This window comes from Streptomyces cinerochromogenes, from assembly GCF_014648635.1.
In the GTDB taxonomy this organism is placed as follows: domain Bacteria; phylum Actinomycetota; class Actinomycetes; order Streptomycetales; family Streptomycetaceae; genus Streptomyces; species Streptomyces cinerochromogenes.
Window position 1 is genome coordinate 331541 of the sequence record NZ_BMRM01000006.1, and the last position, 23402, is coordinate 354942.

The window sequence follows — 23402 nt, forward strand, 5'->3', positions numbered from 1 at the left end:
GCTCGAGTGCGGGGACGACGCGCAGCACGGTTCGGAGGAAAGTTCTACAGATGCGGTCCGTCCCCCCGGCACTGCCCGCGGCACTGTGTGCTCATCGTTCTTTAACAGGCTCTTACTTGTCCAGCCGGATACGTCAGGTGTTGTGCAAGTGCAACATCGCTGATCATGCTGTGACATCAGCGGTGACGTCCGCCGTGGGCTCGGAGGGCACCCGGATTGGTACCGGGGCCGGGTCATCCGCGAGGATGGGACCATGACCGCCCAGATTCTCGATGGCAAGGCCACCGCAGCCGAGATCAAGTCCGATCTGACCGCCCGCGTGGCGGCGCTGAAGGAGAAGGGCGTCACGCCCGGCCTCGGCACGATCCTGGTCGGGGACGACCCCGGCAGCCAGAAGTACGTCGCCGGCAAGCACCGCGACTGCGCCCAGGTGGGCATCGCCTCCATCCAGCGCGAGCTGCCGGCCACCGCCACCCAGGAGGAGATCGAGGCGGTCGTCCGCGAGCTGAACGAGGACCCGGCCTGCACCGGCTACATCGTCCAGCTGCCGCTGCCCAAGGGCATCGACGAGAACCGCGTCCTGGAACTGATGGACCCGGCCAAGGACGCCGACGGCCTGCACCCGATGAACCTCGGCCGCCTGGTCCTGAACGAGCCGGCCCCGCTGCCCTGCACCCCCAACGGCATCCTCACCCTGCTCCGCCGCCACGGTGTGGAGATCAAGGGTGCCGAGGTCGTGGTCGTCGGCCGCGGTGTCACCATCGGCCGCCCGATGCCGCTGCTGCTCACCCGGCGCAGCGAGAACGCCACCGTCACCCAGTGCCACACCGGCACCCGTGACCTCTCCGCCCACCTGAAGCGGGCCGACATCGTCATCGCGGCGGCCGGTTCCCCGCACCTGATCCGCGCCGAGGACGTCAAGCCGGGCGCGGCCGTCCTGGACGTCGGCGTCTCCCGCAACGCCGAGGGCAAGATCGTCGGCGACGTCCACCCGGACGTCACCGAGGTGGCCGGCTGGATCTCCCCGAACCCCGGCGGCGTCGGCCCGATGACCCGGGCGCAGCTGCTGGTCAACGTGGTCGAGGCGGCGGAGCGCAGTGCCGGCTGAGGACACCCGCGGGCAGGCGGAGCCGACCGTGCGCGACGCGGTGAGCGCCCCGGACGCGCAGGGGCGCCCGCGCCGCGTCACCCGCCGCTTCCCGTTGTTCACGAGGGACACGGCGCGGCCGGAGGGCGGCGGCCGGGCCGCGGCCGTCGACGCCCCGGCGCCCGCCCGCCAGTGGCCGATGCTGGTGGTGCTGTCGACGGTCGCCCTCGGCCTGCTGCTGACCGCGCTCGACGTGCTCCGCTTCGGCACCCTCCTGATAGGCGCCGCCCTGCTGGCCGGCGCGGTGCTGCGCTGGATGCTGCCGAGCGTCGGCATGCTCGCCGTCCGCTCCCGCTTCACGGACATCGCCACCTACGGCGTCCTGGGCCTGGTGATCTCCCTGCTCGCGCTGATGATCCAGCCCGACCCGCTGCTGAAGATGCCGTTCCTGAAGGACATCCTGCACTTCACACTCGCCAAGTAGCGTCCGTGCACGGCCGGTGGCCCGCGCCTCCCCCGGGGACGCGGGCCACCGCCGTACCCCCTGTCCGACGCTACGGCCGTCCGCCGCGCACCGCCTCCGTCGCCGGGTTGAACCGCCGTACCACCGTGGGCGGTAGCCGGCCGGGCGCTGCAACTTCCGCGGTACCCCGCCGGGTTGACTCCGGGCTACGGCCGTGGGGGCTACCCTGCGGCGATGCGACTGAGGACCCCCCGCCCGCTGGTCGTGGACGCGCTGATCGCGGTGGCGATGACCGTGGTGGCCGTCCTGCTCGGACAGGAGTCCCGGCCCCAGGGATGGCCGGAACTCGACGCCCGCGCCTACGCCCTCGTCGCGCTGGCCCACCTCCCGGTCGCCCTGCGCGGCCGCAGCCCCCTGATCGTCTTCGCCGTCGTCGAGGCCGCCGCGGTCGCCTTCGTCACCCTCGGCTACTGGCCGGTGGTGTGCACCTTCGGCGCCATGCTCGCCCTGTACACGGTGGCCTCCGTCCGCCCGGCGCGCACCGCCCTGGCCTGCGCCGGATGCATGGCCGCGGTCTGGGTGTACGCCGGCGTGGTCAGCCACAGCCCCTCCATGGCCTCCGTGTTCGGGCAGGCCGTGCTGTACTGCTCGGTGCTCGTCTGGTTCGGGCACCTGGCCCGCCGTACCGCCGAACTCACCCGGCGGCTGCGCGCCGAACAGGCCGAGCGGGCCCGGCGCGCGGTCGCCGAGGAACGCGGCCGGATCGCCCGCGAACTGCACGACGTCGTCGCCCACCACATGTCGGTCATCTCCGTGCAGGCCGGCCTCGCCCGGTTCGTCTTCGAGTCCGACCCCGGCAAGGCGCGCGGTGCGCTCGGCACCATCGCGGACACGAGCGGCGAGGCCCTGGAGGAGCTGCGCCGCATGCTCCAGGTGCTGCGCGAGGAGGACCCCGAGGCCCCCCAGCGGGCCCCCATGCCCACCCTGGCCCGGCTCGGCGAACTCGTGGACCGGGTCCGGGCCGGCGGCCTGCCCGTGGACCTCATCGTCGAGGGCACCGCCCGCCCGCTGCCGCCCGGCGTCGAACTGTGCGCGTACCGCGTCGTCCAGGAGGCCCTCACCAACGCCCTCAAACACGCCGGCCCCGCACACGCGCGCGTGGAACTCCGGTACGGCGCCCACGAGCTGACCGTCCGGGTCGTCGACGACGGCGAGGGCGCGGATCCGGCCAGAGTGCCGGCGAGCAGTGGCCATGGCTTGATGGGCATGCGCGAGCGGGCCAAGCTCTACGGCGGGACGATCAGCGTCGGCCCACGCTCCGAGGGCGGCTACGAGGTCCGCCTGACCCTGCCGACCACGGCCGCCGAACGCGACCGCGGGGGCACGCCGGAGGCGGAGCGGTGACGGTCGGCGCACGGCCGAGGGGGACGACCGTACGCAATGACCAGAGTGCTCGTCGTGGACGACCAGTTCCTCATCCGCGCCGGACTCGTCGGCCTGCTGGACGCCGCGCCCGGCTTCGAGGTGGTGGGCGAGGCGGGGGACGGCGAGGAGGCGGTACGGCTCGCCGCCGCGACCCGCCCCGACGTGATCCTCATGGACATCCGGATGCCCGGCGTCAACGGCATCGAGGCCACCGAACGGATCCTCGCCCAGGCCGCCGACCGCCCGCCCCGGGTGCTGGTGCTGACCACCTTCGACCTGGACGAGTACGTGTACGGGGCGCTGCGCGCCGGCGCCTCCGGGTTCCTGCTGAAGGACTCCGGCCCCGAGCGGCTGCTGGCGGCGGTCACCGCGGTCGACGGCGGTGACGCGCTCTTCGCGCCCAGTGTCACCCGGCGCCTGGTGGAGGCCTTCGCCCGCCGGCAGGAGCCCGCCGACACCGTGCCCCCGCCCGACCTGGACGTGCTCACCTCCCGCGAGGTCGAGGTCCTCAAGCTCACCGCCCGCGGCCTGTCCAACCTGGAGATCGCCGACCGCCTCTACATCAGCGAGGCCACCGTCAAGACCCACCTGAACCGCATCATGACCAAGCTCGGCCTGGGCAGCCGGGCTCAGGCGGTGGTGCTGGCGTACGAGACGGGACTGGTCATCCCGGGCGGCTGACCACCCGCTCCGGTGCACCGCCCCCTGCGGAACTGGGATCCTTGGTCAGCGCGGAACGCGCGGCAAGGAACACGGGGGAAGAAGGGGAAGAGGGGGTAGGCGATGCCTCGCTGGAAAGCCCTGCCGGAGGATCTGGATCCGCAGATCAAGGAGTTCACCGGCCAGTTGCGGGAGTTGGTGGACCGCAGCGGCCTGAGCATCGCGGCACTGGCCGACCGCACGGGCTACGGCAGGACGTCCTGGGAACGGTACCTGGGCGGCCTGCTGCTCGCGCCGAAGGGCGCGGTCATCGCACTCGCCGAGGCCACCGGCAGCCACACCGGCCACCTGACCACCCTGTGGGAGCTGGCCGAACGCGCCTGGACCCGGGCGGAGCTGCGCCACGACCACACGATGGACGCCCTCCGCGTCGCGGAGGCCCGGGCGGCCCTGGGCGACCTGGCGGCAGTGGCGGGGGAGGGCGCGTCCGCGAGGGCGGGCGGTCGTGCCGGCGCGGGGGCGGGGACCGCCCGCCCCGCCGGTGTGCGGCCGGAGATCCCGGCGCAGCCTACGGGCTCGGACGCCGACGTCCGGGACAGCGTGCCGCGCGGCAAGGGCGGCGGTGGCGACTCCCGTAGCGGCTCCGAACCCGCCGACGCGCCTCCCAGGAACTCCTGGGGTCTGGCCGGCTACCGGGGCCCGTCCCAGGCGAGCGCCCGCCCGGCACCCCGCCCGCCGGCCGTCCGCGCCGACACCGGGCCGGGCCGCGTCGACACCCCTTCGGGCCGCACCGACACCCCTCCCGCCGGCGTCGGCACTCCGTCGGCCCTCGCCGACACCCCTTCCGGCCCCACCCGCACCCCGGGCGCGTCCGTCGGCACCCCGGGCACGCCCGTCGGCGCCTCCGACACGCCCGCGCCCCACGGCACCCGGCCCCCCGCCCGGCAGCCGGACCCGTCGGACCGGTGGCAGGTGGGGCGGCAGCAGGTGCTGATGTTCCTGGCGGGGCTCGTCGGCGTCGGGGCGCTCATCGCCGGGGTCTTCCTCTTCACCCACCGGGACGGCGACGGCCACGGGAGCGCGGGTGCCGCGAAGCCGGCCGCCCCGTCGGCGTCGGCCCGGACCAGCCCGCCCCCCGGCGTGAAGTGCACCGGCTCCGCCTGCACCGGCAAGGACGCGGAGGCCATGGGGTGCAGCGGCGAACTGGTGACCACCGCCAAGACCGCCACCGTCGGCACCACCACCCTGGAGGTCCGCTACAGCAAGGCGTGCGGCACGGCCTGGGGCCGGATCACCGGCGGCTCACCGGGCGACACCGTGCGGGTCACCGTGGGCAAGGCCCGGCAGACGGGTGACATCACGGCCGCCGGGGACACCATCGGCTACACCCCGATGGTCGCCGTGCGAAACCCCGCGCAGGCCCGGGCGTGCGCCACGCTCGCCACGGGGCAGACGGGCTGCACGGAATGAACGCATTGAAGGGCGGAACGAAAAGAGACGGGGGAGATTCCGCTCGCCGCGCATAGCGGCCGGAATCCTGGGCACGCGATCCGTACCCCCACGGGAGTCCGGTACACCGGTACCCCCCACCGGCGGCCGCCTCCGTCCCTCCTCTCCCGGACGGGCGGCCGCCTTTTCCGTGCCCTTCGCGTCGCGCCCCGGCGGCGATACGTCCCTGCTGATCCCCTTGTGGGGTGAGCCACACGGCCCCGCACGTCTCACCTGCCGGATGCGCGATAGCCTGACCGCTGATCTCTCTTGATGCCAAGAGATCGATCATCCGCCCGGGGCAGGGACGCCCCACCGCCAGCTGTCATACGGAGAACGCCATGACCCGCACTCCCGTGAACGTCACCGTCACCGGCGCGGCCGGCCAGATCGGTTACGCCCTGCTCTTCCGCATCGCCTCCGGCCAGCTGCTCGGCGCGGACGTGCCGGTCAAGCTGCGCCTGCTGGAGATCACCCCGGCGCTGAAGGCCGCCGAGGGCACGGCCATGGAGCTGGACGACTGCGCGTTCCCGCTGCTCCAGGGCATCGAGATCACCGACGACCCGAACGTCGCCTTCGACGGCGCGAACGTAGCCCTGCTGGTGGGCGCCCGCCCGCGCACCAAGGGCATGGAGCGCGGCGACCTGCTGGAGGCCAACGGCGGCATCTTCAAGCCGCAGGGCAAGGCCATCAACGACCACGCCGCGGACGACATCAAGGTCCTCGTCGTCGGCAACCCGGCCAACACCAACGCCCTCATCGCCCAGGCCGCCGCGCCGGACGTCCCGGCCGAGCGCTTCACCGCGATGACCCGCCTGGACCACAACCGCGCGCTGACCCAGCTGGCGAAGAAGACGGGCTCCACGGTCGCCGACATCAAGCGGCTCACCATCTGGGGCAACCACTCCGCCACCCAGTACCCGGACATCTTCCACGCCACGGTCGCCGGCAAGAACGCCGCCGAGGTCGTGAACGACGAGAAGTGGCTGGCCGAGGACTTCATCCCGACCGTCGCCAAGCGCGGTGCCGCGATCATCGAGGCCCGTGGCGCGTCCTCCGCCGCCTCCGCCGCCAACGCCGCCATCGACCACGTCTACACGTGGGTCAACGGCACCGCCGAGGGCGACTGGACCTCCATGGGCATCCCGTCGGACGGCTCCTACGGCGTCCCGGAGGGCCTGATCTCCTCCTTCCCGGTCACCTGCAAGGACGGCAAGTACGAGATCGTCCAGGGCCTGGACATCAACGAGTTCTCCCGCGCCCGCATCGACGCCTCCGTCAAGGAGCTGGAGGAGGAGCGCGACGCGGTCCGCGGCCTCGGCCTCATCTGATCCGACGTGGTGTCACCCGGCGCCGGTGCGCTATAGTTGATCACGCACCGGCCGCCGGGAAACCGGCACCAGGTGATGCGTTGGTGGTCCAAGGAAAGACGCCCCGCTTCCTGCGGGGAGATGCAGGTGCAAGGCCTGCCCGGCGCTCCACACACGAGGTCCCCTCCCGCAGCCGCGGGAGGGGACCTCGTCGCATCGGGGGCCCTGAGGGCCCCTCAGGGGGCTATCAGCCGTATGGCGGTGCGGTCCGTGTCCTCCGGCCGTCCGCCCAGCCGGTGGACCACCACCCAGCGCCCGTCCGCCGTCGCCCCGGCGAACACCGACGCGTCACCGGTGGCGCCGTTGTGCCAGCGCAGCGCACCCGCCGTCTGCCAGCTCACGGCCGGCTCGCCCAGCCGCCGCTCCACCAGCAGCTGTACGACGAGGTCGGCGACGGCGCGGGGCGTGGCCCACAGCCCGCCCGCCGGGAGGATCGCCCCGTCCATCGTCCAGGGCCTGCGGCGCGTACCGGGCAGCAGTCCCGGCGCCGTCAGCCGTCGCCCGGCCGGCGGACGGGCCGTCACCTCGGTGATCTCCAGCGGGCGCAGCACGTACGCGTCCAGCAGGTCCCCGTAGCCGGCCCCGCCCGCCGCGGCCAGGGCCGCACCGAGGACGGCGTACCCCAGGTTGGAGTACTCCTCGTCCCCCGGCGGGCGTACGACGAGGGTGTCCAGGCCGCGTACCAGCCGCAGCAGCTCCGCCCGGTCGAAGGCCGCGTACGGGTCCCGGCGTCCGACACGGGGCGGCAGCCGGGGGAGTCCCGAGGTGTGCCGCGCGAGGCCGAGCAGGGTGACGCCCGTGCCGGGCGGCGCCGGGAGCCACCGTTCGACGGGGTCGTCGAGGCCGACCGTGCCCGCCTGCGCGAGCCGGGCGAGCAGGGTGCCGGTGAGCGCCTTCGTCAGGGACCCGATCTCGACGTAGCGGTCCACCGCGTGCCCGTCACCGACCCGGGGCGGGCCCGCGTCGCTCAGTACACAGGTCGGGATACGTCTCACGGCAGGTCCTTTCTCGGTCGTCATCCGCATTCTGCGGTGCCGGCCGGACCCGCCGACAGGTTCAGGCCGCCGGCTCCTCGACCGCCGGCGCCCCCGAAGCCGTGGGGGCCGGGCGGCGGGCGGCGGGACGGAAGCCGGCCACCACCAGGGCCGTCGCCAGCAGGACCACCGCGCCGACCGTCCGCAGCGCGGGCCCCATCCCGCTCGCGAAGCCGCCGTGGCCCGCCAGCACCGTACCGGCGACGGCGACGCCGAGGGCGGCGCCGATCTCCCGGGCCGAGGTGCCGAGCCCCGAGCCGAGGCCCGCCCGGTGCGGCGGGAGCGAGACCACCACGCCCAGGGTGAGGGCGGGCATGGCCAGGCCGGTACCCGCCGAGATGACCAGCAGCCAGCAGGCGTACAGCGGGTACGGCGTGCCCGCGTCCGCCGTGGACGCGGCGAGCAGGCCCACGCCGATCAGCGCCAGCCCGGTGCCGACGACCGGACGGGGACGCGCCGACCAGCGGGCCGCGAACTTCGGCACCAGGGCCATGCCGACGATCAGCGGCACGATCGCGACCCCCGTGAGCGCGGGTCCGAAGCCCTTGACCTCCTGCAGGTACTGCGAGTTGACGAAGAACAGCGCGAACAGGCCGAAGAAGCCGGTCGCCAGGCCCAGCGTGCTCGCGCGCAGCCCGGCGGCACGGAAGACGCGCGGGTCGAACAGCGGGGCGCGGGAGCGCAGGGCGTGGACGGTGAACGCCGCCACCAGCAGCGCGCCCACCCCGAACGCGGTGAGGATGCGCGCCGAGGTCCAGCCGTGACCGGGGCCCTCGATGATGCCGAACAGCACGGCGACCAGGCCCGCGGTGAGCAGCAGGGTGCCGACCGGGTCCGGGCTGCCCTGCGCGGAGCGGTCGGTGCGCGGGGTGGTCACCGCGACCGCGGCGGCGAGCACGGCCGCCAGCGGCACCATCGCCGCGAACAGCGCCCGCCAGGACAGGTACTGGCCGGCCAGGCCGCCGCCGAGGTTGCCGGCCATGCCGCCCAGCCCGATGGCCAGCGTCCAGGACGCCATCGCCTGGGCCCGCCGCTCGGGCCCGGCCAGCCGTACCAGGATCGACATCGTCGCCGGGGTGATCAGCGCGGCCCCCGCCCCGGAGACGCCCCGGCCGGCGATCAGCGGCGCCGGGCCCGCGGCGAGCGCGCTGGTCGTGGCGCCCGCGGCGAACAGGGCCAGACCGCACAGCAGGGCGCCCTTGCGGCCGTACCGGTCGCCGAGCGCGCCGGCCGGGATCAGCAGGCCCGCGAAGACGATGACATAGGCGTCGACCGTCCACAGGATCTGGGTGTGCGAGGGGTGCAGACCGGACGAGGCCAGTTGCGGGATCAGCAGGTTGACGGCGGCGACCATGCTCTGCGCGACCAGCACGCAGGCGCACAGGGTCAGCAGGGTCGAGCGTTTCAGGGCGTGCGCGGGCACGGCTCCTCCCCCGGAGCTGGAAGTGGTGTGGGATGCGCCCTCACCGTAGGCTCGCCCCTGACCTGCTTTCCAGTGCAACCTTCGCAAGGAACACCTGCACATGACGCAATCCACGGGCCTGGACCTGAACCTGCTGGTCGCGCTGGACGTGCTGCTGGAGGAGGAGAGCGTGCAGGGCGCCGCCCGTCGGCTGCACCTGTCCGAGCCGGCGATGAGCCGCACCCTCGGCCGGATCCGCAAGGCGCTCGGCGATCCGGTGCTGGTCCGCGCCGGCCGCCGGATGGTGCCGACCCCGCGCGCGCTCGCCGTACGCGCCGAGGTGAGCGCGGTGGTGGAGCGGGCCCGTGCCCTGTTCGCGGCCGGCCGCGACACCGACCTGCGCGAGGTGACCCGCACCTTCACGGTCATCGGCCACGACGCGATCGCCGCCACCCACGGCGCCGCCCTCTTCGCCCGCGCCGCCCGCGAGGCCCCCGGCATCCGCCTGCGCTTTCTGAGCGAGAGCCACGTGGACGCGCCGTTCCTGCGCCAGGGCACCGCCGACCTGGAGGTCGGGGTGATCGACACGGTCGCGCCCGAGGTGCGGGTGGAGACGGTGTACGAGGACCGCATGCTGGGCGTCGTACGCGCCGGACACCCGCTGCTGGAGGGTGAGATGACGCCCGAGCGGTTCGCCGGGGCGGCCGGGCACCTCGTCGTGTCCCGGCGCGGCAGGCAGCGCGGACCGGTCGACGACGCCCTCGCCGAACTCGGCCTCGAACGGCGGGTGGTGGGCAGCGTCGGCACCTATCCGGCCTCGCTGTTCGTGCTGCGCGAGACCGATCTGATCGGGATGGTCAGCCGGTGGGGCCGCCCGCTGGCGGACACCCTCGGCCTGGTCCCCTTCGAGATCCCGCTCCGGCTGCCGTCGGTCCGGCTCGGCTTCGCCTGGCATCCGCGCCACGACGCCGACCCGGCCCACGCCTGGCTGCGCGACTGCGTACGGGAGTTGATGCGGGACGAGTCGGCCCGGCTGTCCCGAGGTCAGCCCGACTGCCCCGACTCCTGCTCCAGGTCCGAGAGGTCCACCGAGTCACGCGGGCCGGGGGTGCCGGACGGCACGGGCTCGTTGTAGTCCGAGACGCCCGCCGTCCTGTCGGTCCCGTCGCCCTTCTGGTCGGACCTGATCAGCAGGTGCGGGCTGTCCACCGTGATGTACACCGTGGTCGGGATGCCCTCCTCCTCGCCGCTCAGCCGGTACACGTCCGTGCCGTCGACCGTGCTCCGCCCCTCGTTCGAGGTCACGTCCACGGTGATGTCCTCCTGGAAGGCCTTCAGGTCGCAGGCGCCGGTGAAGTCCTTGAAGGCGCTCTCGTCCGTGGTGCCGTGCACCCAGCGGTTGCGGACGAGGTCGGCCGTCTCGTTCTCGCCCGGGAGCTGGGACTTCCAGTAGTCCCAGTCGGCCTTCATCCACACCTCGTCGCCGCGCTTGACGAGGTCGAAGGTGCCGCCGTTCCCGCCCATCCGGAAGGAGGCGACGCAGTTGCCCCGGCGGTCCAGGAACATGTCCATCCACGCGAGCTTGTCGCGGCTGCCGGACGCGGTCCGGTCCGTCAGCGTCAGGCGGAGCGAGTCGGCGTCCCGCAGGTTCCGCTCCGCCTCGTGGCCGAGTTCACGGACCTGCGGATCGCCGCTGTCGTCCGCCGCGGCCGCCGTGGCCAGGGCCGGTGAGAGGGCGAGAAGCACGCTCACCCCCGCGCAGATCAGGGATCTTCGGGCCATCCCGCACCTCCGTGATCGCCTCAAGCGCCCCTCTACAGCGTAGTTTCGTCCGTTTTCGACCGCATTTTCAGTGACGCGGCGCACTTTCGGCCACCGATTGCGCATGCAACGCGAAGGGCTTGGGCAGGCGGCGACGGTCCCCACGCGAGGCACCCCTGTCACGTACGGGCACGGAACAGGAACGGAAGGCGACACCGATCATGGCGGACACAACGGAACGACAGGTACAGGCGACCATCCACGCGGGCGGCGAGTGGCTGACGGCGGTCTCCGGCGCGACCCGGGAGATCCTCGACCCCGCGGACGCCCGGCCGTTCGCCGTGGTCGCCGAGGGGGACGAGAAGGACGCCGAGCGCGCGGTGGCCGCCGCCCGGCAGGCCTTCGACCACGGCCCCTGGCCGGGCACCCCGGTCGCCGAACGCGCCGCCCTGCTGCGCCGCGTCGCCGATCTCCTGGTGCGCGACCGCGAGGAACTCGGCCTGCTGGAGAGCCGGGACGCGGGCAAGACCGTCGAGGAGGGCCGCGTCGACATCGACTGCGTCGCCGACGCCTTCCGCTACTTCGCCGACCTGGTCGCCGCCGAGGCCCCGGGCCGGGTCGTCGACGCGGGCTCGCCGGACATCCACAGCGTGGTCGTCCACGAACCGGTCGGCGTCTGCGCGCTGATCACCCCCTGGAACTACCCGCTGCTCCAGGCCAGCTGGAAGATCGCCCCGGCGCTCGCCGCCGGCAACACCTTCGTGATCAAGCCCAGCGAGATCACCCCGATGACGACGATCGCCCTGATCGAGCTGCTCACCGAGGCCGGCCTCCCCGCGGGCGTGGCCAACCTCGTCACCGGCCCCGGCCACACCGTCGGCGCCCGCCTCGCCGAGCACCCCGACGTCGACCTGGTCTCCTTCACCGGCGGCCTGGTCAGCGGCACCAAGGTGGCCCAGGCCGCCGCGCCCACCGTCAAGAAGGTCGCCCTCGAACTCGGCGGCAAGAACCCCAACGTCGTCTTCGCCGACGCCTGCGCCACCGACGAGGGCTTCGACACCGCCGTCGACCAGGCCCTCAACGCGGCCTTCATCCACAGCGGCCAGGTCTGCTCGGCCGGCGCCCGCCTCATCGTCGAGGAGTCCGTCAGGGACCGCTTCGTCACCGAACTCGCCCGCCGCGCCCAGCGGATCAGGCTCGGCCGCGGCACCGAGGACGGCGTCGAGTGCGGCCCGCTCGTCTCCGAGCAGCAGCGCGCCAAGGTCGAGGCGTACGTCGCCTCCGCGCTCGCCGAGGGTGCCGTGCTCCGCTGCGGCGGCAAGCGGCCCGAACCCTCCGACGTACGACCGGAGTCCGGCTACTTCTACGAGCCGACCGTCCTCGACGCCTGCCACCGCGAGATGCGGGTGGTCCGCGAGGAGGTCTTCGGCCCGGTCCTCACCGTGGAGACCTTCAGCACCGAGGAGGAGGCGGTCGCGCTGGCCAACGACACCGAGTACGGCCTCGCGGGCGCCGTGTGGAGCGCCGACGCCTCCAAGGCCCGCAGGGTCGCCGCCCGGCTGCGGCACGGCACCGTCTGGATCAACGACTTCCACCCCTACCTGCCGCAGGCGGAGTGGGGCGGCTTCGGCAGGAGCGGCACCGGGCGCGAACTGGGCCCCGCCGGGCTCGCCGAGTACCGCGAGACCAAGCACGTCTACCAGAACCTCGCGCCGAAGCCCGTCCGCTGGTTCGCCGGCTGACCCCCGCCACCGGACCGCCCCCGCCACCGGACGAGCCCACGGCACCGGGAAACCCTCGCCGCCCGACGATCCCTCGCCGCCGCAAGACCCCCGCACCGGAAGAACCCCCGTCACCAGAAACCCCCGCACCGGAAGAACCCCCGCCACCAGAAGAGCCCCCCGCCACCAGAAGAGCCTCCTGGAGTAGCACCCCCATGTCCCACACCGCCCGCGAGCACGTCTACGACTACGTCGTCATCGGCGGCGGCACCGCCGGCTCCGTCATCGCCTCCCGCCTCACCGAGAACCCGGACGTCACCGTCGCCGTCATCGAGGGCGGCCCGAGCGACGTCGGCCGCGACGACGTCCTGACCCTGCGCCGCTGGATGGGCCTGCTCGGCGGCGAACTCGACTACGACTACCCGACGGTCGAGCAGCCCCGCGGCAACTCCCACATCCGGCACAGCCGCGCCCGCGTCCTCGGCGGCTGCTCCTCGCACAACACCCTCATCTCCTTCAAGCCCCTGCCCTCCGACTGGGACGAGTGGGAGGCCGCCGGCGCCAAGGGCTGGGGCGCCGTCCCCATGGAGGCCTACTTCGCCCGTCTGAAGAACAACATCGTCTCGGTCGACGAGAAGGACCGGAACGCCATCGCCCGCGACTTCGTCGACGCCGCCCGGTCGGCACTCGGGGTACCCCGGGTCGAGGGCTTCAACCGCACACCGTTCACCGAGGGCGTCGGCTTCTTCGACCTCGCCTACCACCCCGAGAACAACAAGCGGTCCTCCGCCTCCGTGGCCTACCTGCACCCGGTGATGGACGAGCGCCCCAACCTGACGATCCTGCTGGAGACCTGGGCGTACCGGCTGGAGCTTTCCGGCACCCGCGCCGAGGGCGTCCACGTGCGCACCAAGGACGGCGAGGAACTGCTGGTCCGCGCCCGCCACGAGGTCGTGCTGTGCGCCGGCGCCGTCGACTCCCCGCGGCTGCTGCTCCACTCGGGCATCGGCCCGCGCCAGGACCTCGAAGCGCTCGGCATCCCCGTCGTCCACGACCTGCCCGGCGTCGGCGAGAACCTGCTCGACCACCCCGAGTCGGTCATCGTCTGGGAGACCCACGGCCCGATCCCGGAGAACTCCGCGATGGACTCCGACGCGGGCCTGTTCGTCCAGCGCGACCCCGGACACCCGGGCCCGGACCTGATGTTCCACTTCTACCAGATCCCGTTCACGGACAACCCGGAGCGACTGGGCTACCGGCGGCCGGAGTTCGGCGTCTCCATGACCCCCAACATCCCCAAGCCGAAGAGCCGCGGCCGCCTGTACCTCACCAGCGCGGACCCCTCCGTCAAGCCGGCCCTCGACTTCCGGTACTTCACCGACGAGGACGACTACGACGCCCGGACCCTGGTCGACGGCATCCGCATCGCCCGTGAGATCGCGAAGACCGAGCCGCTGGCCGGCTGGCTCAAGCGCGAGGTGTGCCCCGGCCCGGAGATCCTCGGCGACGCCGAGCTGAGCGAGTACGCCCGCAAGGTCGCGCACACCGTCTACCACCCGGCCGGCACCTGCAGGATGGGTGCCGCCGACGACGAACTCGCCGTGGTCGACCCGGAGCTGAGGATCCGGGGCCTCGACGGCATTCGCATCGCCGACGCGTCCGTCTTCCCCACCATGACCGCCGTGAACCCGATGATCGGGGTGCTCATGGTCGGGGAGAAGGCCGTCGACCTGATCGGAGGCGACCCCCGATGACCCTCACCGTTCCCACCCGTAAGCCGCCCACCACCGCCGCCGACCCCGTCTTCTCGGTGTCCGGCCTGTGGAAGGTGTTCGGCCCGAAACCGGAGCGCGTCCCCGCCGACCCTGAGCTGGCCGCGCTCTCTCCCGCCGACCTCCGCTCCCGCACCGGCTGCACGGCCGCCGTCCGGGACGTCTCCTTCGACGTCCGCAAGGGCGAGGTCTTCGTCGTCATGGGCCTGTCCGGCTCCGGCAAGTCCACCCTCGTCCGGTGCCTGACCCGGCTGATCGAGCCGACCGCGGGCACGATCTCCATCGACGGCGAGGACGTCCGCGCGATGGACCGGGGCCGGCTGCGCGAGCTGCGCCGGCACCGGGCCGCGATGGTCTTCCAGCACTTCGGCCTGCTCCCGCACCGCACGGTCCTCGACAACGTCGCCTACGGCCTGGAGATCCAGGGCGTCGGCAGGTCCGAACGCCGTGAGCGGGCCGCCGAGTTCATCGCCAAGGTCGGCCTCGAAGGCATGGAGAAGCGCCGCCCCGGGCAGCTCTCCGGCGGCCAGCGCCAGCGGGTGGGCCTCGCCCGCGCCCTCGCCGTTGACCCGGAGGTCCTCCTCTTCGACGAGCCGTTCAGCGCCCTCGACCCCCTCATCCGGCGCGACATGCAGGACGAGGTGACCCGCCTGCACCGGGAAGAGGGCCGCACGATGGTCTTCATCACCCACGACCTCGCCGAGGCCCTCAAACTGGGCGACCGCATCGCCCTCATGCGCGACGGCCGGGTGGTCCAGCTGGGCACCCCCGAGGAGATCGTCGGCAACCCGGCCGACGACTACGTCCGCGAGTTCGTCCGGGACGTGCCGCGCGAGCAGGTGATGACGGTCGGTACGGCCATGCGCCCGGCGTCGGCCGACGAATTGGGCAGCGGCCCGGCCGTACGCCCGGAGGCCACGGTCGCCGAGGCCATCGAGGCCGTGGCCCGCTCCGGCGCCCCCGCCCGCGTCATGGACGAGGGCCGCTGCCTCGGGGTGGTGGACCACGAGCAGCTCCTGGGTGTGGTGGCAGGCGTGGACGCCGCGGCCACGGGCGAGGCCCGTACCGCGGTGGCGGACACCGACGCCCCCGCAGCCGCGGACGACGCACCCGCCGCAGCCGCGGGCCGCCGTACCGCCGGGCCGGCACCCGTCCCCGGGGAAGCGGCACCCGCCGGGCGCGGTCCAGCGACGTCCCCCGGCCCCCGCACCACCCCGGAGGCCGTCTGATGGCCACGCTCACCGTCCCCGCCTCCAAAGCCGGCGCCCCCCGCGTCCTGAAGAGCCGAGCCGCGGGCAAGCTCCTCCTGCTCGCCCTCCTCGCCGCGGTCCTGGCGCCCTGGGCGGCCGGCCACTGGCCCGGGGCCACCTGGCCCCACGCCCTCACCGTCCACCTCGACAAACCCCTCGCCGCGGCCAGCGACTGGGTCATGGACAACCGGGACAGCCACCCGCTGTTCCTGTACTTCTTCGGCTACGTCAGCAACGCCGTCATCTGGGCCGTCCGCGTGGTCTACCTGACCCTCCTCGCCGCGGGCTGGGCAGGCGTGACCGCGTTCGCCGCCCTGCTCGCCTGGCGCGTCGCCGGTGTCCGCCTGGCCGCCGGCACGGCCACCGCCTTCCTGGCCTGCGGAGCCCTGGGCATGTGGGTCCCGACGATGCAGACCCTCGCGCTGATGGTCGTGGCGGTCCTCGCCTCCGTCGCCGTGGGCGCCCTCCTCGGCCTCGGCGCCGGCCTCTCCGACCGCCTCGACCGCGCCCTGCGCCCGGTGCTGGACACCATGCAGGTGCTCCCGGCCTTCGCCTACCTCCTCCCCGTCGTCCTGGTCTTCGGCATCGGCGTCCCCGCGGCCGTCCTCGCCACCGTCGTCTACGCCGCCCCGCCGATGGCCCGCCTCACCGCGCTCGGCCTGCGCCGTGCCGACCCCGAAGTCCTGGAGGCCGTGGAGTCGCTCGGCGCCACCCGCCGCCAGCGGCTGCTGACCGCCCGTATCCCGCTGGCCCGCAAGGAACTCCTCCTCGGCCTCAACCAGACGATCATGATGGCGCTGTCCATGGCCGTGATCGCCTCCGTCATCGGCGCCGGCGGCCTCGGCGACCGCGTCTACCAGGCACTCGCCTCGGTCGACGTCGGCGCGGCCCTCGCGGCCGGCATCCCGATCGTGCTGCTCGCGGTGGTCCTGGACCGCGTGACCGCGGCGGCCGGGGACGGCGGGACCCGCCCCCGCACCGTCGGCTGGCCGTACGCCCTCGCCGTCACCGCGGCCGTCGCCCTCGCCACCCGCCTCCTCGGCGCCCTCGACTGGCCCGCCGGCGGCACCCTGGACATCGCCGGACCGGTCAACCGCGCCGTCGACTGGATGACCGCCCACCTCTACTCCGGCGTCCCGGTCGTCGGCGGCACCGCGGACTGGGCGGCCCACTTCACCACCTGGGTCCTGGACCCCGTCCGCGACGGCCTTCAGTGGCTGCCCTGGTGGTCGGTGCTGCTGATCGTCGCCGCCCTGGCCTGGCTGATCGGCACCTGGCGCACCGCGCTGACCGCCGTCCTCGCCATGGCCGCGATCGGCGTGCTCGGCGTGTGGGAGCCGACGCTCGACACCCTCTCCCAGGTGCTGGCCGCCGTCGCCGTCACCCTCGTGCTGGGCTTCGCCACGGGCATCGCCGCCGCCCGCAGCGACCGCGTCGACCGCGCCCTGCGCCCGGTCCTGGACGTCTTCCAGACGATGCCGCAGTTCGTGTACCTGATCCCGGTCGTCGCCCTGTTCGGCGTCGGCCGTGCGCCCGCCGTCGCCGCGGCCGTCGTCTACGCCCTCCCGGCCGTCGTCCGGATCACCGCGCAGGGCCTGCGCCAGGTCGACCAGGCCGCGCTGGAGTCCGCGCGCTCGCTCGGCGCGACCGGCCGCCAGCAGCTGTGGCAGGTCCAGCTCCCGCTGGCCAGGCGGTCGTTGCTGCTCGCCGTCAACCAGGGCGTCGTCCTGGTCCTCGCCGTGGTCATCATCGGCGGTCTGGTCGGCGGCGGCGCCCTCGGCTACGACGTCGCCTTCGGCCTCGCCCAGGGCGACCTCGCGACCGGCCTGGTCGCCGGTGCCGCCATCGTCTGCCTGGGCCTGATGCTGGACCGGGTGACCCAGCCGACCGGGCGCCGCCCGGGGAAGGGAGCCTGACATGCGCCTGCGTACGACCGTCCCGGCCGCCGTCACCGTCCTGGCCCTGGCCACCGGCTGCGGCGCCGCCGACATGACCAAGCAGGCCAGCCCGTTCGCGAACGCGCACGGCTCGAAGACCGTCACCCTGTCCGTGCAGTCCTGGGTGGGCGCGCAGTCCAATGTGGCCGTCGCCCAGTACATCCTGGAGCACAAGCTGGGCTACCGCGTCGACACCGTCCAGGTCGACGAGGTGCCCGCCTGGGACGCGCTGAGCCAGGGCCGGGTCGACGCCCTCCTGGAGGACTGGGGCCACCCGGACCAGGAGAAGCGGTACGTCACCGACAAGAAGACGATCGCGCGCGGCGGCGACCTCGGGGTGACCGGTCACATCGGCTGGTTCGTGCCGACGTACCTCGCCAAGGAGCACCCGGACATCACGGACTGGCGGAACCTGAACAAGTACGCCTCGCTCTTCCGCACCGCGGAGAGCGGAGGCAAGGGCCAGCTGATGGACGGCTCCCCGTCCTACGTCACCAACGACAAGGCCCTGGTGAAGAACCTGAAGCTGGACTACCAGGTCGTCTTCGCCGGTTCCGAGGCGGCCCAGATCACGCAGATGAAGCAGTTCGCCAAGGAGAAGAAGCCCTTCCTGACGTACTGGTACGCGCCGCAGTGGCTGTTCAAGAAGGTGCCCATGACGGAGGTGAAGCTGCCGCCGTACAAGGAGGGCTGCGACGCCGACCCCGCGAAGGTCGCCTGCTCCTACCCGCACACCCCGCTGCAGAAGTACCTCAACGCCGACTTCGCGAAGTCCGGCGGGAAGGCCGCGGCCTTCCTGAAGAGGTTCCGGTGGACGACGGAGGACCAGAACGAGGTCTCCCTGATGATCGCCGAGCAGAAGCTGGACCCGCAGGAGGCGGCGAGGAAGTGGGTGGACGGCCACCCCGACGTGTGGAAGAAGTGGCTGTCCTGAACCCGCCTACGGCGCGAGTCCGCCGGCGATCTCCCGCAGCGCGGCCGCGGCCCGCCGCTGGAGGCCCGGCCCGAAGGTGATCCGGGTGGCCCCGAGCCCGCCGAGCGCGGCGGGCGAGGGGCCGTCCCCGTCCAGGCGGGCCAGCGCGTTCAGCGGGCCCTGGATCCCGGCCCGCAGCAGGGGCAGCACGGCGGGCGGGGCGAGGATCGGGTACACGCAGTCCGCGCCCGCCGCGACGTACAACGCGGCCCGCTCGATGGCCCGTTCGGGATCGCCGTCGCCGTGCACGAAGGTGTCCACGCGGGCGTTGACGAACAGCCGGTCGCCGGCGGCGGCCCGTACCTCGGCGAGGAACCCGGCGTGCGCGTGCGGGTCCTTGAGGACACCCCCGTCGGAGTCCTCTAGGTTGCAGCCGACGGCCCCCGCCTCCAGCAGCCGCTCGACCAGCTCCTCCGGCGCGAGCCCGTACCCTCCCTCGACGTCCGCGGACACCGGCACGTCCACGGCCCGCGTGATCCGCCCGACCGCCGCGAACATCTCGTCGGCCGGGGTGGCCCCGTCCTCGTACCCGAGGGAGGCGGCCACCCCCGCGCTCGGCGTGGCCAGCGCCGGGAACCCGGCGTCGGCGAACACCCGCGCGCTCGCCGCGTCCCAGGGCCCCGGCAGGACCAGCGGGTCATCGGGCGTCCGGCCCCGGTGCAGCGCGCGGAACGCCTCCGCCCCGCTCACGTGTGCTGCCCGGGCCGGTAGTGCCCCGGCGTCATCCGGAAGGTCACGCCGAACCGGTTCCAGGCGTTGATCACGGTGATCGCGGCGACCAGCCGGGCCAGCTCCTCCTCCTCGAAGTGCCCGGCGGCCCTGTCGTACACCTCGTCCGGCACGAAGCCCTCGGTCAGAACGGTGACCGCCTCGGTCAGCTCGATCGCCGCCAGCTCCTTCTCGGTGTAGAAGTGCCGCGACTCCTGCCACGCGCTGAGCTGCACGATCCGCTCGACGCTCTCACCGGCCGCGAGGGCGTCCTTGGTGTGCATGTCGAGGCAGAACGCGCAGTGGTTGAGCTGCGAGGCGCGGATCTTCACCAGCTCGTACAGCGTGGGGTCCAGGCCCTGCCGGGCCGCGCTGTCCAGGCGGATCATCGCCTTGTAGACCTCGGGGGCGTGCTCGGCCCAGCGCAGTCGCGGGGCTTCTTCGGCGGCGTACTCGACGGTTTCCTGTGCAGTGCTCATGCCTCGACCCTAGGAGCCGGGCAGCCCAGGAGTATGGTCCATTTCCATGGCGAGATCCTGGGCCACTTTGGGCGTCGACCTGCACCTCGAACCGAGCGGCTCGGGCGGCCTGCGCCGCGGCCTCACCGACGCCCTGCGCGACGCCGTCCGCACCGGCCGCCTGGCCCCCGGCACCCGGCTGCCCTCCTCCCGCTCCCTCGCCGCCGACCTCGGCATCGCCCGCAACACCGTCGCCGAGGCCTACGCCGACCTGGTCGCGGAGGGCTGGCTCACCGCCCGCCAGGGCTCCGGGACCCGGGTGGCCACCGGCACGCCCACGCCCCCGGGCACCGCCCCGACGGCCCCCCACCGCACCCCGGCCCGCCCCCGCCACGACCTGATCCCGGGCACCCCCGACCTCGCCGCCTTCCCCCGCACCGAGTGGCTCAAGGCGACCCGCCGCGCCCTGGCCACGGCCCCCTTCCACGCCCTCGGCTACGGCGACCCGCGCGGCCGCCCCGAACTGCGCACCGCCCTCGCCGGCTACCTCGCCCGCGCCCGCGGCGTCCGCACCGGCCCCGACACGATCGTGGTCACCGCCGGCTTCTCGCACGCCCTGACCATCCTCGGCAAGGTGCTGCGGGCCCGCGGGGTGCGGACGGTGGCGGTGGAGTCGTACGGCCTCGACGTCCACTGGGCCCTGCTGCGCGGCGCGGGCCTCGCCACGCCCGCGCTGCCGTACGACGGCCTCGGCACGGACCCCCGCGAGCCGGGCGAGGCGGGCGCGGTCCTGCTGACCCCCGCCCACCAGTTCCCCATGGGCACGCCCCTGCACCCCGACCGCCGGGCCGCCGTCGTGGCGTGGGCGCGCCGCACGGGCGGGCTGGTCCTGGAGGACGACTACGACGGCGAGTTCCGCTACGACCGCCAGCCCGTCGGCGCGCTCCAGGGCCTCGCCCCCGACCGGGTCGTCTACCTCGGCACGGCCAGCAAGTCGCTCGCGCCCGGACTGCGGCTGGGCTGGATGGCGCTGCCCCCGGACCTGGCCGCGGAGGCGGTGTCGGCCAAGGGCCAGGCCGACACCGTCGGCGTCCTCGAACAGCTCACCCTCGCGGAGTTCCTCACCTCCGGCGCGTACGACCGCCACGTCCGCTCCTCCCGCCTGCGCTACCGGCGCCGCCGCGACGCCCTCACCGCCGCCGTCACCACGCGCGCGCCGGAGGTGCGGGTCACGGGCATCGCGGCCGGCCTGCACGCGGTCCTGCGCCTCCCGCCCGGCACGGAGGAGTCGGTGGTCCAGGCGGCGGCCTGGCAGAACCTGGCCCTCCACGGCCTCTCCGCCCACCGCCACCCCCAGGCCGTCACCGACCCCCTGGACGCCCTGGTCGTCGGCTACGGCACACCACCGGACAGCGCGTGGGCGGCAGCACTGGAGGCGCTGTGCCGGGTGCTGCCGTAGGGGCCTCACCCCCCAGCTGATTTGCCGGTGCACAGCTGCGGACGGAGACTGGGAAAGCGGACGTGGAGCCATGGATCGTCCGCTCTGCGCCGCCCCTGAGCGCACGACCGAAGGGGCTGAGCCGGTGGACAGACACTTGCTGATCCTCCTGTCCGAGGAGGGGGCGGAAGCCGAACGCGTGGCGGAGCTGACCGGCTATCTGCGGGAAGAACTTCTCGCTCTCGACGTGGACGACGTCACGGCGGTGCCCCGCGGGCAGCCCCCGCCCGGAGCGCGAGCCGTGGACGTCGGTGAGATCGGCACCCTTCTGGTGGGCCTGGGCAGTTCGGTGGCAGCCCTGGAGCAGGTGGTGTCCGTGCTCCGGTCATGGCTGGGCCGGTGTCATGACGCGCGGCCGTCGTTGCGCCTGCAGATGGGTGAGGACGTCCTGGACATGTCCGGGGCGACCGACGAGCAGGTCGCGGAGGCGCTCGAGATCTTCAGCCGGCGCCGTTCCACGGCCGGGGACCGGCCATGACGGATGCCCGACACGCCCTGATCATCGCCAACGACCGTTACGGCGACCAGGGACTGACGAAGCTCAGGGCGCCTGCCCAGGACGCCGCGGCCCTCGCCGAGGTGCTGCACGACCCACAGATCGGCGACTTCGACGTCCAGGTCGTGCGCAACGCCTCGGCCGACCTCATGCGCAGACGCATCCAGGGCTTCTTCAACGACCGCCGCCGTGACGACACCCTCGTGCTGCACTTCTCCTGTCACGGCCTCAAGAGCGAGTCCGGCGAACTGTACTTCGCCGCCAGTGACACCGAGCCCCGGCTGCTGGACGCCACCGCCATCCCGGCCCAGTTCGTCCGCGCGTGCATGTCCCGCACCCGGGCGGGCCGCACCGTCCTGTTCCTCGACTGCTGCTACGGCGGCGCCTTCTCCCGGGGCTCGTCCGCCGTGCGCGCTTCCGGGGAGGTCAACGTCCTCGACTCCTTCCGGAAGGACAAACCGGCCGGCGGGCGGGGCTGGGCCGTCATCACGGCGTCCAACTCCATGGAGTACGCCTTCGAGGACGACGAACTCACCGAGAACTCCGCTCCACGGCCCTCGGTCTTCACGCACGCGGTCGTGCAGGGCCTGGGCACAGGCGAGGCCGACCTCGACGGGGACGGCGAGATCTCCCTCGACGATCTGTACGACTACGTCTACGAGCACGTACAGGAGCAGAACCCCCACCAGACCCCGAGCAAGACGGTGGAGATGCAGGGCGAGTTGCATCTGGCACACAGCCGACGCGGCTACATCAAGATCGTCGCCGTTCCCTCGCCGCTCGCCTTGCAGGCGGCCCTGGACAGCGACAACGTCCTCACCCGCCTGGGCGCGGTGCTGGAGCTGCGCAACCGTCTGCATGACGAGTCCCTGCCCATCGCGGAGGGGGCGCGGCAGACCCTGGAGGAAGTGGCGCGCAACGACATCCGGCAAATCGCCGGCGAGGCGTGCCGCGCTCTGCGCGACATCCGTCTGGCGCCGTCCGCGGACCGCCTCGACTTCGGGCAGGTGCCGAAGGGGTCGACCCCGCCGGCGAAGGCCGTGACCATGCACGGTCCGCCGCTGGCCCGTCACTGCGTGGCCCAGCCCACGCAGTCGTGGCTGCGGGTGGATCCGACCGGGAACGGTCTGGAGGTCCGCGTCGACACGGCCGCCGAGGGCCACCTGTCCGGTGACATCGTGTTGAGGGGAGTGGCCCACGAGGCGATGATCCACGTCGAGGCGGTGGTGGGCCCGGCGTACAGGTCCGGGCCCCCGGCGGGTTCCGGATCCGGCCCCTCCGCCGGCCCCACGCCCCGCCGGCATGAGCCCGAGCGGCCCCCGGGCGAGCCGAACATGGCGATCATCGAGCCCTCGCACGGCCCGTCTCCCGGCTCCGGGCCTCCGACGTCACCGCCCTCGAACTCCGCGACCGCGCCAGGCCGGCCGGCGACCGTGCCCCCTGCCGGGACCCGCCGGGCGCCGGCATGCGCCGCCGCCGCCCTCGCCCTCGCCGGCACCGCGGCCATCACGCTCGTCCTGGCCGTCCAGGCGGCGGTGGCGGCCGTCGTGGAACGAGGCGGGGAGGGGGTGTACGGCAACATCGAGGACGACATCGCGGAGCACGGAGCGCTCACGCCGCTCACCGTGTCCCTGATCACCGCCGCAGCGGCGCTGGCACTCGGCGGGTTCGCCCGGCACGACCTGCGGGTGCGGCGGGAGCGCTACGAGAGGAAGGCGGCGACCGGCATACGCACCCTGACCTCGCTCGCGAAGGCTCTGGCGATCCCGGCGCTGATCCTGGCCGTCCTGGCGTACACCGCCTACTGGGTGGGCAGCCCCTACTGGTGACGGCTTCAGCAGCCGGGAGGTCTCCGGCCCGCGGCGCGCCCCGCGCCCGGCGGACCCGGCCCCCCGCCCC

At 73.6% G+C, this 23402-nt stretch carries 20 protein-coding genes; 15 read left to right on the forward strand and 5 right to left on the reverse strand.

What is annotated here, in order from left to right:
* Positions 1-253 precede the first annotated feature (253 nt).
* The 6 genes from IEZ20_RS14695 to IEZ20_RS14720 all read left to right on the forward strand — a co-directional run bounded on the left by IEZ20_RS14695 (position 254) and on the right by IEZ20_RS14720 (position 6454).
* Positions 254-1108, forward strand: a complete 855-nt coding sequence (locus IEZ20_RS14695; protein ID WP_189298337.1) for a bifunctional methylenetetrahydrofolate dehydrogenase/methenyltetrahydrofolate cyclohydrolase — start codon at positions 254-256, stop codon at positions 1106-1108.
* Complete coding sequence (locus tag IEZ20_RS14700; RefSeq protein ID WP_189298338.1) at positions 1098-1571, forward strand: DUF3017 domain-containing protein; 474 nt, start codon at positions 1098-1100, stop codon at positions 1569-1571. The genes IEZ20_RS14695 and IEZ20_RS14700 overlap by 11 nt, the downstream gene beginning before the upstream one ends.
* Before the next feature lie 213 nt (positions 1572-1784).
* On the forward strand, positions 1785-2954 hold the full coding sequence (locus tag IEZ20_RS14705) for a sensor histidine kinase (RefSeq protein WP_189298339.1): 1170 nt from the start codon (positions 1785-1787) through the stop codon (positions 2952-2954).
* Between the two features lie 36 nt (positions 2955-2990).
* Positions 2991-3656, forward strand: coding sequence for a response regulator (locus IEZ20_RS14710; RefSeq protein WP_189298340.1), 666 nt, complete (start codon positions 2991-2993; stop codon positions 3654-3656).
* Between the two features lie 102 nt (positions 3657-3758).
* Positions 3759-5105, forward strand: a complete 1347-nt coding sequence (locus IEZ20_RS14715; protein ID WP_189298341.1) for a helix-turn-helix domain-containing protein — start codon at positions 3759-3761, stop codon at positions 5103-5105.
* A 359-nt stretch (positions 5106-5464) separates the two neighbouring features.
* Positions 5465-6454 carry a malate dehydrogenase gene (locus tag IEZ20_RS14720; protein WP_189298343.1) on the forward strand — a complete coding sequence of 330 codons (990 nt, stop codon included), beginning with the start codon at positions 5465-5467 and terminating at the stop codon, positions 6452-6454.
* A gap of 215 nt (positions 6455-6669) precedes the next feature.
* Here the strand turns inward: IEZ20_RS14720 and IEZ20_RS14725 are convergent, their stop codons facing one another.
* Complete coding sequence (locus IEZ20_RS14725) at positions 6670-7488, reverse strand: serine hydrolase domain-containing protein (RefSeq protein ID WP_229896064.1); 819 nt, start codon at positions 7486-7488, stop codon at positions 6670-6672.
* Positions 7489-7549: 61 nt separating this feature from the next.
* Entirely contained in the window at positions 7550-8950 is a 1401-nt protein-coding gene (locus IEZ20_RS14730; protein ID WP_189298347.1) for an MFS transporter, read from the reverse strand.
* Between the two features lie 100 nt (positions 8951-9050).
* Between IEZ20_RS14730 and IEZ20_RS14735 the strand changes: the two genes are divergently transcribed.
* Positions 9051-10064 (forward strand): LysR family transcriptional regulator, encoded by a 1014-nt coding sequence (locus IEZ20_RS14735; RefSeq protein ID WP_189298349.1) that lies wholly within the window; start codon positions 9051-9053, stop codon positions 10062-10064.
* Here IEZ20_RS14735 and IEZ20_RS14740 read toward each other — a convergent pair.
* Positions 9974-10711: a hypothetical protein gene (locus IEZ20_RS14740; protein WP_189298351.1), complete on the reverse strand. Its 738-nt coding sequence runs from the start codon at positions 10709-10711 to the stop codon at positions 9974-9976. The two genes, IEZ20_RS14735 and IEZ20_RS14740, sit on opposite strands and share 91 nt — an antisense overlap.
* A gap of 200 nt (positions 10712-10911) precedes the next feature.
* Between IEZ20_RS14740 and IEZ20_RS14745 the strand changes: the two genes are divergently transcribed.
* The 5 genes from IEZ20_RS14745 (at position 10912) to IEZ20_RS14765 (ending at position 18304) form a co-directional block, all read left to right on the forward strand.
* A complete protein-coding gene (locus tag IEZ20_RS14745) occupies positions 10912-12432 on the forward strand; it encodes an aldehyde dehydrogenase family protein (protein WP_189298352.1) in 1521 nt (506 codons plus the stop codon).
* A gap of 194 nt (positions 12433-12626) precedes the next feature.
* Complete coding sequence (locus IEZ20_RS14750) at positions 12627-14165, forward strand: GMC family oxidoreductase (protein ID WP_189298354.1); 1539 nt, start codon at positions 12627-12629, stop codon at positions 14163-14165.
* On the forward strand, positions 14162-15412 hold the full coding sequence (locus IEZ20_RS14755; RefSeq protein WP_189298356.1) for a quaternary amine ABC transporter ATP-binding protein: 1251 nt from the start codon (positions 14162-14164) through the stop codon (positions 15410-15412). The genes IEZ20_RS14750 and IEZ20_RS14755 overlap by 4 nt, the downstream gene beginning before the upstream one ends.
* Positions 15412-17349 carry an ABC transporter permease gene (locus IEZ20_RS14760; RefSeq protein ID WP_189298357.1) on the forward strand — a complete coding sequence of 646 codons (1938 nt, stop codon included), beginning with the start codon at positions 15412-15414 and terminating at the stop codon, positions 17347-17349. Before IEZ20_RS14755 ends, IEZ20_RS14760 begins: the two co-directional genes overlap by 1 nt.
* Position 17350: 1 nt before the next feature.
* The gene (locus tag IEZ20_RS14765; protein ID WP_189298358.1) at positions 17351-18304 is read left to right on the forward strand and encodes an ABC transporter substrate-binding protein; all 954 of its coding nucleotides are present in this window, start codon (positions 17351-17353) and stop codon (positions 18302-18304) included.
* A 6-nt stretch (positions 18305-18310) separates the two neighbouring features.
* On the opposite strand, the gene IEZ20_RS14770 is transcribed toward IEZ20_RS14765, so the two are convergent.
* A complete protein-coding gene (locus IEZ20_RS14770; RefSeq protein ID WP_189298359.1) occupies positions 18311-19033 on the reverse strand; it encodes an isocitrate lyase/PEP mutase family protein in 723 nt (240 codons plus the stop codon).
* Complete coding sequence (locus tag IEZ20_RS14775; protein ID WP_189298360.1) at positions 19030-19530, reverse strand: carboxymuconolactone decarboxylase family protein; 501 nt, start codon at positions 19528-19530, stop codon at positions 19030-19032. Before IEZ20_RS14775 ends, IEZ20_RS14770 begins: the two co-directional genes overlap by 4 nt.
* Positions 19531-19576: 46 nt before the next feature.
* Here IEZ20_RS14775 and pdxR point away from each other — a divergent pair, with 46 nt between their 5' ends.
* From pdxR to IEZ20_RS14790, 3 genes are all read left to right on the forward strand, one after another.
* Positions 19577-20968, forward strand: coding sequence for a MocR-like pyridoxine biosynthesis transcription factor PdxR (gene pdxR / locus IEZ20_RS14780; protein ID WP_189298361.1), 1392 nt, complete (start codon positions 19577-19579; stop codon positions 20966-20968).
* A gap of 124 nt (positions 20969-21092) precedes the next feature.
* The gene (locus IEZ20_RS14785) at positions 21093-21485 is read left to right on the forward strand and encodes a hypothetical protein (protein ID WP_189298362.1); all 393 of its coding nucleotides are present in this window, start codon (positions 21093-21095) and stop codon (positions 21483-21485) included.
* Positions 21482-23332: a caspase family protein gene (locus IEZ20_RS14790; protein WP_189298363.1), complete on the forward strand. Its 1851-nt coding sequence runs from the start codon at positions 21482-21484 to the stop codon at positions 23330-23332. The genes IEZ20_RS14785 and IEZ20_RS14790 overlap by 4 nt, the downstream gene beginning before the upstream one ends.
* Positions 23333-23402: the final 70 nt, after the last annotated feature.